This is a genomic window from Steroidobacter sp., from assembly GCF_016790065.1.
Taxonomy (GTDB): Bacteria; Pseudomonadota; Gammaproteobacteria; order Steroidobacterales; family Steroidobacteraceae; genus Steroidobacter.
Genome location: NZ_JAEUPY010000490.1, coordinates 20,624 through 29,212 on the forward strand (window position 1 = coordinate 20,624; position 8,589 = coordinate 29,212).

Sequence of the window (8,589 nt, forward strand, 5' to 3'; positions counted from 1 at the left end):
CTACCATTTTTATGGCGTCGTGACCGACAATGAGCGAGAATTATCATAGTTGATTGAAGTTGGCTAGAGTCGAGTTTGCGATGCAGCTCTAAAGATTCGCTGTCAACGCTCGACAATAGTTAGGGAATAAAGCAGACAAATATCTTTGCCCGGGGCTCGCGAGCGGTTGGTGCAGCAACACCGCCGGTCGTGACGAAAGGCTTATTTTATAGGGGGTTTACGCATGAACGATCAGGGTCGTGGGGGCGTCGATCGGCGCACCCTGCTGCAGTCAGCAGGTGCGGTTGCCGTCGGTTTGGCTGGAACTGCGTATGCCGCAACGCCAAGGAAGCGCTTCGCGGTGGTGGGAGTGGGTTCGCGCGCAAGGATGTTTACTACCGCTATCACGGGAAGATTTCGTGACTCTAACGAGGTGGTTGGCGTTAGCGATACCAATCCTGGGCGAATAGCGCTGGCAATCAAGACCATCGCGGCCACCGGCGCGAGTCGGCCCAAGGGGTATGAAGCGGCCGACTTCGATCGGATGATTCGCGAGACCAGGCCGCACACAGTCATCGTGACGTCGCCCGATGCGACTCATGACGATTACATAGTGCGAGCTCTGGATGCGGGCTGCGACGTCATCACCGAAAAACCGATGACGACTACCGCTGAGAAGGCGCAACGCATTCTCGATGCATGCAAGCGCAACGGCCGTCACGTGCGCGTGACCTTCAACTATCGTTATTCGCCGCCACGCAGTCAGATCAAAGAAATGCTGATGAACAATGACATCGGCGAAGTGCTGTCGGTGGACTTCAATTGGTTATTGAATACGGTGCATGGCGCCGACTATTTCCGTCGCTGGCATAGCCACAAGGCGATTTCCGGCGGCTTGATGATTCACAAAGCCACGCATCATTTCGATTTGGTGAACTGGTGGTTGGGAGCGCAGCCGCAGTCGGTGGTGGCGGTGGGCGAGCGGCAGTTCTATACGCCGAGCATGGCCAAGCGCATGGGGCTGAGGAGTCATCACGAACGCTGCGTGACCTGTCCGGAACAGGACGCGTGTAATTTCTATTTCGATCTGGCGGCCGATCCCGGGTTGAAGTCGCTCTATCTGGATAACGAGGCACACGACGGCTACTTCCGCGATCAGTGCGTCTGGCGTCCGGACATCGACATCGAAGACACCATGAATGTGGTGGTCCGTTACGACACGGGCACCACGCTCAGCTATTCACTGAATGCCTTCAACTCCTGGGAGGGTTATCGGATCGCCTTCAATGGCACCAAGGGCCGGATCGAACATCAGGTGGTGGAGCAGGCCGGCGTGGCCGGTGCCGATGAGACTCAAGGCAAGATCAAAGACGACGGTGTCAGCACGCGAATCGTTCCGTTGCGAGGCGCGCCACGTGACATCGAGCCATGGACCGGCACCGGCGGACACGGCGGTGGCGACGACGTGATGCTGAATGAAATATTTGGCGAGGCGCCGCCCGACAAATTCAGGCGCGTGTCGGATGAGCGAGGCGGGGCGTATTCGATTCTGGTCGGCGTGGCCGCCAATCAATGCTTCAAGACCGGGCAGGCGGTGCGCATCGATGAGTTGGTGACTGGGCTGACGCCGCCGGAGCGCGCGCCGATGCCCAGTCGCACGGCATCGTTGCCGATGCCGCTGCGGGTGAAGATGCCTTAGTGAGACGCGCGCCGGCGTTTGACCGCAAACGCCAGGCCGGCGCCGAGCACCAACAAGCCGAGCGTGGCCGGCTCAGGAATGGAGTTGGTCGAGGACACGCCGACCAGGCGCAGATTATTGCCGCAGCTGCCGGCGCAAACCATGTTGGGGCCGAGGCCGATGTCGGCAATGAACGGAAAGTAATGACCGATGGGGGCGTCGATGATGGAGGTGCGCACCAGCTGAATGTAGTAGTCGCCGGACTCCCAGCGCACTACATCTTCATACTCGGGCTGGCTCGGATTCGCGCCCGTAAGCTGCCGGAAGCTGGTGGTCCGGTTGGGCTGCGACAGGTCGGCGTCCAGGAATTCGGTGGTCCCGTCCAGCCGCGCATGAAAGTAGTCGAGCTGGTAGCGACCGAAAAATGGATCGGCCGGATTGGTGTGCAAGCCGAGATCCGCTTGCGTGACCAGCACCCCGTCGGCGTTCAGATACGTCGGCTGAACGTCCACGTCGTATTCCATGGTGAATCTGAACGTGGCGTCGTCGCCGTTCTCGTAACTACTGCCGGCGCCGAAGTATCCGTAGGTGTAGTAGACCGGCACTGCCGATGCCGCCGCTGACCAAACCAAGCCCAGGCATGCTGCCCACAGAGTCGCTCTGCGCATTCGCTCGTCTCCTACAGTCGCGGCGATCCGTCGAAAGTCGCTGGCGATGTTAAGTGAAATGGCCGGTCTGATTCGCAGTGTACGCATCGTTTCGCGGAGCGCCACTGTCGCGATTCATGACAGTAGGAAATTTTTCGGCGTGTGTCACGTCGTCCGGAAGGGCTCGGGGAAAGCCCCGGTATCATGCTCAGCATGACCACGAATATGACGATGAGCATGACGATCCTGGGACCGCTGCTGACATTGAAGGTGCATGAGCAATTGCAGGCCGCGCGACGCGCTGGTGCTGCTGAGGTGAGTTGCTCGCTGGATCTGGATCGCACGACCACGACGGTGTCGGTCGATGACGACGGTTGGCTGTGGCGCGGCCAGCGGTACCCGCATCTCGCCAAGTGCAAAGAGCGCACGGTGTACTACTGGAGCGAAGGCGAGTTCGCGCCGGTGTCGCGTTACAGCTCGTCGCTGATCAAGCTGGTGCCGACGCAGTGGGGCACGCCGACGTTCGAGATCGACGGCATCAAGATGCTGGTGAGTGAAAAGCTGTCGCCGTTTCAGGATGCGCAGACCAAAGTCGCGTTGATTGAGCCGCGCGGCAAAGTGGTGCTGGATACTTGCGGCGGTCTCGGCTACTTCGCCGCTTGGTGTCTGGAAGGGGGCGCGGCGCAGATTGTTTCGTTCGAAAAAAATCCAGACGTGATCTGGTTGCGCAGTCTGAATCCGTGGTCGCCGCCGGTGGGTGGCGCTCTGTCGCTCACTCAGGGCGATGTCGCTGAGAAGATTGTCGAACTCGCAGACGACTCCGTCGACGCCATCCTTCACGATCCGCCGCGTTTCGGTATCGCCGGTGAGCTGTACTCGCAGTCGTTCTATGACCAGTTCGCCCGGGTGCTGAGGCGCGGTGGGCGAATGTTTCATTACACCGGCACACCCAACAAGCTGACCACCGGTCGCGACGTGCCCAACGAAGTCGCCACCCGCCTGAAGCACAGCGGCTTCAAAACCAGGCTGCACGGCGACGGCGTGCTCGCCACCAAAGCCGGCGGTCGCTGATCCCTCGGATTTTTAGGCAAGCGCCAGGATCTGCGCGTGCCGGTCCCCGGCGGTGTTGGTCGGGGCCGCGCACTGGCCCAGGGACGACAAAATCAGTCGCATTTACGCCAAAGGTGCCTATTGCTTAGGCGGGGCGGCGCGGTAGGTGGCAGTGCCGTGGTCGATTTTGCACTTCGGTGTCACAATCCCCCAGGATGAGCGGGGGAATGACGATATGAATGCAGATCGGGCTGTGCGTGAGCCATTGGACGAGCACTCGCGCGAGCAAATCGAGGCCGCGTTGGCCACCTATCGTGGTCGGCCGGGGCCGCTGTTACAGGTGTTGCACGAGGTCCAGAATCGTCTGGGTTATGTGCCGCCGGCTGCGGTGCCGGTCATTGCCGAGGCGTTGAATCTGTCACGTGCCGACGTGCACGGCGTCGTCACTTTCTATCATCACTTCCGTCAAGCGCCCGCCGGCCGGCATGTCATTCAGCTGTGTCAGGCCGAAGCCTGTCGCTCAATGAATTGTCAGCAGCTCACCGCACATGCCGAGAGCAAACTCGGGGTGAAGCTTCACCAGACGACTGCGGACGGCCGCTACACGCTCGAGCCTGTTTATTGCCTGGGCAACTGTGCCTGCAGCCCGGCAGTAATGATCGATGGCCAACTGCATGGCCGGGTCACGCCGGAATCCTTCGACGCGTTGCTCGCGCCATTGTCATGAATATCAAAGTCTATGTACCGAGGGATGCGACCGCATTGTCGCTCGGCGCCGGGCAAGTGGCCGTTGCTATCGAGCGCGAAGCCCGCAGCCGCAATCTACAGATTCAGTTGATTCGCAACGGCTCGCGCGGCCTGTTCTGGCTCGAACCGTTGGTTGAAGTGGCTACGCCGGTTGGCCGGCAAGCGTACGGCCCGGTCGGCGTTCAAGATGTCGCCAGTCTGTTCGATGCCGGTTTCCTCGAAGGTCGCGCGCATCCTTTGCATCTCGGGCTCACCGAGGACCTCAAAGAACTCAAGAGTCAGCAGCGTCTGACATTCGCACGCGTCGGCGTCATCGATCCGATCTCGGTCGAGGATTACGTTGCTCACGGTGGTTATGAAGGCCTGGCTCGTGCGCTCAAAATGTCGCCAGGAGAAATCGTCGAGGCCGTGACACTGTCCGGCCTGCGAGGTCGCGGTGGCGCGGCGTTTCCCACTGGCATCAAATGGAAAACGGTGCTGGATCAGCCGCCTCAACAAAAGTACGTGACCTGCAACGCCGACGAAGGCGATTCGGGCACGTTCGCCGACCGCATGTTGATGGAAGGCGATCCGCTGATGTTGATCGAAGGCATGACCATCGCGGGTGTCGCCGTAGGTGCGACTCAGGGATATATCTATTTGCGTGCCGAGTACCCGCATGCGTATGGTGCTTTGAACGAAGCCATCGCGGCGGCTCGGGCCGCGGGCTATCTGGGCAGCAACATTCGCGGCAGCGGCAAGCAGTTCGAGCTGGAAGTTCGTCTCGGCGCCGGCGCCTACATTTGTGGCGAAGAAACCTCGATGTTGGAAAGCCTGGAAGGCAAGCGGGGCGAGGTGCGCGTCCGCCCGCCATTGCCGGCGATCAAGGGCTTGTTCGGTCAGCCCACCATCGTCAATAACGTGATCTCGCTGGCGTCGGTGCCGGTGATTCTGGCCAAGGGCGCGGAGTTCTATAAGGACTTCGGCACCGGCCGGTCGCGAGGCACGATTCCGTTACAGCTGGCCGGCAATACCAAGCACGGTGGCTTGTTTGAGCGGGCGTTCGGCCTCACCTTACGTGAGTTGGTTTATGACTACGGCGCGGGCTCGGCTTCGGGCCGACAGATTCGCGCCGTGCAAGTGGGCGGTCCGTTGGGTGCCTACATTCCTGAAGCGCAGTTCGATACGGCAATCGACTACGAAGCCTTGGCCGCCATTGGCGCGTTACTAGGGCATGGCGGGGTCGTGGTATTCGACGACACTGTGGATATGGCCGGCATGGCGCGTTACGCAATGGAGTTTTGCGCCAAGGAATCGTGCGGCAAATGCACGCCGTGCCGGATCGGCTCGACGCGTGGCGTGGAGTTGATGGATCGGGTGATCGCCAATGTCGACCGCGAGCGTAATCTGCAGCTGGTCGAAGAGTTATGCGACACGCTGTTGCACGGATCGCTGTGCGGCCTGGGCGGGATGACACCGTTCCCGGTGCAGAGCGCACTCAAGTATTTTCCTGAAGATTTTCGCAAGACGGTGCAGTAGCCGGAGTTCAAGCCATGCACGCGCTCGATTACATCGATCCAGGGACACCCGCTGTCCCGACACCGGCGGATGCCGCCGCCAAGCCTGTCACCGTCGAGATCGACGGCTTTTCCGTCACGGTGCCGGACGGTACTTCGGTGATGCGCGCGGCGTCGCTGCTCGGGAATCAAATTCCCAAGCTGTGTGCCACCGGTTCATTGAAAGCTTTCGGTTCGTGCCGGCTGTGTCTGGTGGAAATCGACGGCCGCAAGGGTTATCCGGCGTCGTGCACCACCACTGTCGCCGACGGCATGAAGGTTCGCACGCAGAGCCAGAAACTGACGCAGCTGCGCGAGAACGTGCTGGAGCTGTACCTGTCGGATCATCCGAGCGAGTCCGAGTGCTGCTCGAGTAACAATCGCTGCGAGCTGCACGAGATCGCGGCGGCCAATGGCGTCACCGAATCGCGCTACTCATTGCCGCAGGCCAAAGAACTGCCGGCCAGCTGCGATCATCAGCATTCCGAGCGGGACGATAGCAATCCGTACTTTGTCTTCAATCAGGATGCGTGCATCGTCTGCTCGCGCTGCGTGCGAGCATGCGGCGAGATTCAAGGCACGTTTGCGTTGACCATCGAAGGTCGCGGTTTCGATTCCAAGGTGTCGGCGAGTCAGTCGGAGTCGTTCCTCGATTCCGAATGCGTGTCGTGCGGTGCCTGCGTCGAAGCCTGTCCGACCACGGCGCTCACCGAGAAGTCCGTGATCGCCATCGGCAAGGCCGAGCGTGCCGTGACTACGACCTGCGCTTACTGCGGCGTTGGCTGTTCGTTCAAGGCCGAAGCCAAAGGCGAGCAAGTCATTCGTATGGTGCCGAATCGTGACGGCGCCGCGAATCAGGGCCACGCTTGTGTGAAAGGTCGCTTCGCCTACGGTTACGCGACCCATACGGATCGCATCACCAAGCCCATGATCCGTAGCAAGATCACCGATCCCTGGCGTGAAGTGAGCTGGGACGAGGCGATCAATTATGCCGCGTCCGAGTTCAAACGCATTCAGGCGCAACACGGCCAGGATTCGGTCGGCGGTATCACGTCCTCCCGCTGCACCAACGAGGAAACGTTCCTGGTGCAGAAGTTGGTGCGTGCGGCGTTCGGTAACAACAACGTCGATACTTGCGCGCGTGTTTGCCATTCGCCGACCGGCTATGGCCTGAAAAACACGCTGGGCGAGTCGGCGGGCACGCAAGAGTTCGACTCGGTGATGCATTCCGACGTCATCATGCTGATCGGCGCGAATCCCACCGAAGGCCATCCGGTGTTCGCTTCGCAGATGAAGCGTCGCTTGCGCCAAGGTGCCAAGTTGATCGTGGTCGATCCGCGCCAGATCTCGTTGGTGCGCACGCCTCACATCGAAGCTGACTATCACTTGCAGCTGCGACCGGGCACGAACGTCGCGCTGATGAACTCGATCGCGCACGTCATCGTGACCGAAGGGTTGGCTCGCGACCAATACGTCACCGAACGTTGCGATCTGGAATCCTGGAACAAGTGGAAAACGTTCGTCAGTGATCCCAAGAATTCGCCCGAGGCCATGGAAGCCATCACCGGTGTGCCGGCGATGGCGGTGCGTGGCGCTGCCAAGTTGTACGCGTCGATGCCGAATGGCGCGATCTACTACGGCCTTGGTGTCACCGAGCATAGCCAGGGCACGACGATGGTCATGGCGATTGCCAATCTCGCCATGGTCACCGGCAATCTGGGTCGCGTCGGCGTCGGTGTGAATCCGCTGCGTGGTCAGAACAACGTGCAGGGTTCATGCGACATGGGTTCGTTCCCGCATGAGTTCAGCGGTTATCGCCATGTGTCCGACGACGCCGTGCGTGCGTTGTTCGAGGCCGCGTGGAATGTGCCGCTGCATTCGGAGCCCGGCCTGCGCATCCCGAACATGTTCGAAGCAGCGCTCGATGGCAGCTTCCGTGCGTTGTACGTGCAGGGCGAAGACATCGCGCAATCCGATCCGAACACAACCCATGTGACCGCGGCGCTGACCGCCATGGAATGTGTGGTCGTGCAGGATCTGTTCTTGAACGAAACGGCCAAGTTCGCGCATGTGTTCTTCCCGGGCTCGTCGTTCCTGGAAAAGAACGGCACCTTCACCAATGCCGAACGTCGCATTTCGCGCGTGCGCAAGGTCATGACGCCGCTCGGTGGGTTGGAAGACTGGGAGGCCACGGTGCGTTTCGCCAACGCGCTGGGCTACCCCATGAACTACACCCATCCGTCGCAGATCATGGACGAGATCGCTGCGCTCACACCGACCTTTACCGGTGTCAGCTACGACAAACTGGAAGAGCTCGGCAGCATTCAATGGCCGTGCAACGAGGCTGCGCCTACCGGCACGCCGACCATGCATATTGGCGAGTTCGTGCGCGGCAAGGGCAAGTTCTTCGTCACCGATTACGTGCCGACACGAGAGAAGACGACCAGTCGCTTCCCGCTGTTGCTCACGACCGGCCGCATCCTCACTCAATACAACGTGGGCGCGCAGACGCGTCGTACTCACAACGTCGTTTGGCACGATGAAGATCGCTTGGAGATTCATCCGCACGACGCCGATGTGCGCGGCATTCTCGATGGCGATTGGGTTGGCATTGCCAGCCGCGCCGGCGAGACGGTGTTGCGAGCTCAGGTCACGGATCGCGTGCAGCCTGGCGTCATCTACACGACCTTCCACTTCCCCGAATCCGGCGCCAATGTGGTCACCACCGACAACTCGGACTGGGCGACCAACTGTCCGGAATACAAAGTGACGGCCGTGCAAGTGGTGAAGGTGAATCAGCCCTCGGAGTGGCAGAAGCGTTATCGCGAGCTGACCGAGCGCAACACGCGGATTCGCAGAGGTGCAGGCGTGCATGCCTGACAACAGTTCTTCGCCGGCGACCAGCTGTGAGGTCACGGTACAGCGCTGGCGTGATGGCGACACCGAGCGAGTA

The 8,589-nt window shown here is 60.6% G+C and carries 6 protein-coding genes; 5 read left to right on the forward strand and 1 reads right to left on the reverse strand.

Translation table 11 applies throughout. The features are described from left to right. Nucleotides 1-223: 223 nt before the first annotated feature. On the forward strand, nt 224-1,678 hold the full coding sequence (locus JNL55_RS20380; RefSeq protein WP_293858006.1) for a Gfo/Idh/MocA family protein: 1,455 nt from the start codon (nt 224-226) through the stop codon (nt 1,676-1,678). On the opposite strand, the gene JNL55_RS20385 is transcribed toward JNL55_RS20380, so the two are convergent. Then, on the reverse strand, nt 1,675-2,325 hold the full coding sequence (locus tag JNL55_RS20385) for a PEP-CTERM sorting domain-containing protein (protein WP_293858008.1): 651 nt from the start codon (nt 2,323-2,325) through the stop codon (nt 1,675-1,677). The two genes, JNL55_RS20380 and JNL55_RS20385, sit on opposite strands and share 4 nt — an antisense overlap. A gap of 183 nt (nt 2,326-2,508) precedes the next feature. On the opposite strand from JNL55_RS20385, the gene JNL55_RS20390 reads away from it, so the two are divergent. From JNL55_RS20390 to fdhF, 4 genes are all read left to right on the forward strand, one after another. Continuing rightward, nucleotides 2,509-3,375 carry a class I SAM-dependent methyltransferase gene (locus JNL55_RS20390; RefSeq protein ID WP_415923124.1) on the forward strand — a complete coding sequence of 289 codons (867 nt, stop codon included), beginning with the start codon at nt 2,509-2,511 and terminating at the stop codon, nt 3,373-3,375. Between the two features lie 214 nt (nt 3,376-3,589). Then, a complete protein-coding gene (locus tag JNL55_RS20395; RefSeq protein WP_293858014.1) occupies nt 3,590-4,081 on the forward strand; it encodes a formate dehydrogenase subunit gamma in 492 nt (163 codons plus the stop codon). After that, on the forward strand, nt 4,078-5,619 hold the full coding sequence (locus tag JNL55_RS20400; protein WP_293858017.1) for a formate dehydrogenase beta subunit: 1,542 nt from the start codon (nt 4,078-4,080) through the stop codon (nt 5,617-5,619). The genes JNL55_RS20395 and JNL55_RS20400 overlap by 4 nt, the downstream gene beginning before the upstream one ends. Nucleotides 5,620-5,633: 14 nt before the next feature. Further along, on the forward strand, nt 5,634-8,516 hold the full coding sequence (gene fdhF / locus JNL55_RS20405) for a formate dehydrogenase subunit alpha (protein ID WP_293858020.1): 2,883 nt from the start codon (nt 5,634-5,636) through the stop codon (nt 8,514-8,516). Nucleotides 8,517-8,589 lie beyond the last annotated feature (73 nt).

Bases quoted from the DNA above. Each gene is read 5' to 3' on its own strand.
- JNL55_RS20380 (WP_293858006.1), top strand. From the start codon at position 224: ATGAACGATCAGGGTCGTGGGGGCGTCGATCGGCGCACCCTGCTGCAG.
- JNL55_RS20385 (WP_293858008.1), bottom strand. From the start codon at position 2,325: ATGCGCAGAGCGACTCTGTGGGCAGCATGCCTGGGCTTGGTTTGGTCA.
- JNL55_RS20390 (WP_415923124.1), top strand. From the start codon at position 2,509: ATGCTCAGCATGACCACGAATATGACGATGAGCATGACGATCCTGGGA.
- JNL55_RS20395 (WP_293858014.1), top strand. From the start codon at position 3,590: ATGAATGCAGATCGGGCTGTGCGTGAGCCATTGGACGAGCACTCGCGC.
- JNL55_RS20400 (WP_293858017.1), top strand. From the start codon at position 4,078: ATGAATATCAAAGTCTATGTACCGAGGGATGCGACCGCATTGTCGCTC.
- fdhF (WP_293858020.1), top strand. From the start codon at position 5,634: ATGCACGCGCTCGATTACATCGATCCAGGGACACCCGCTGTCCCGACA.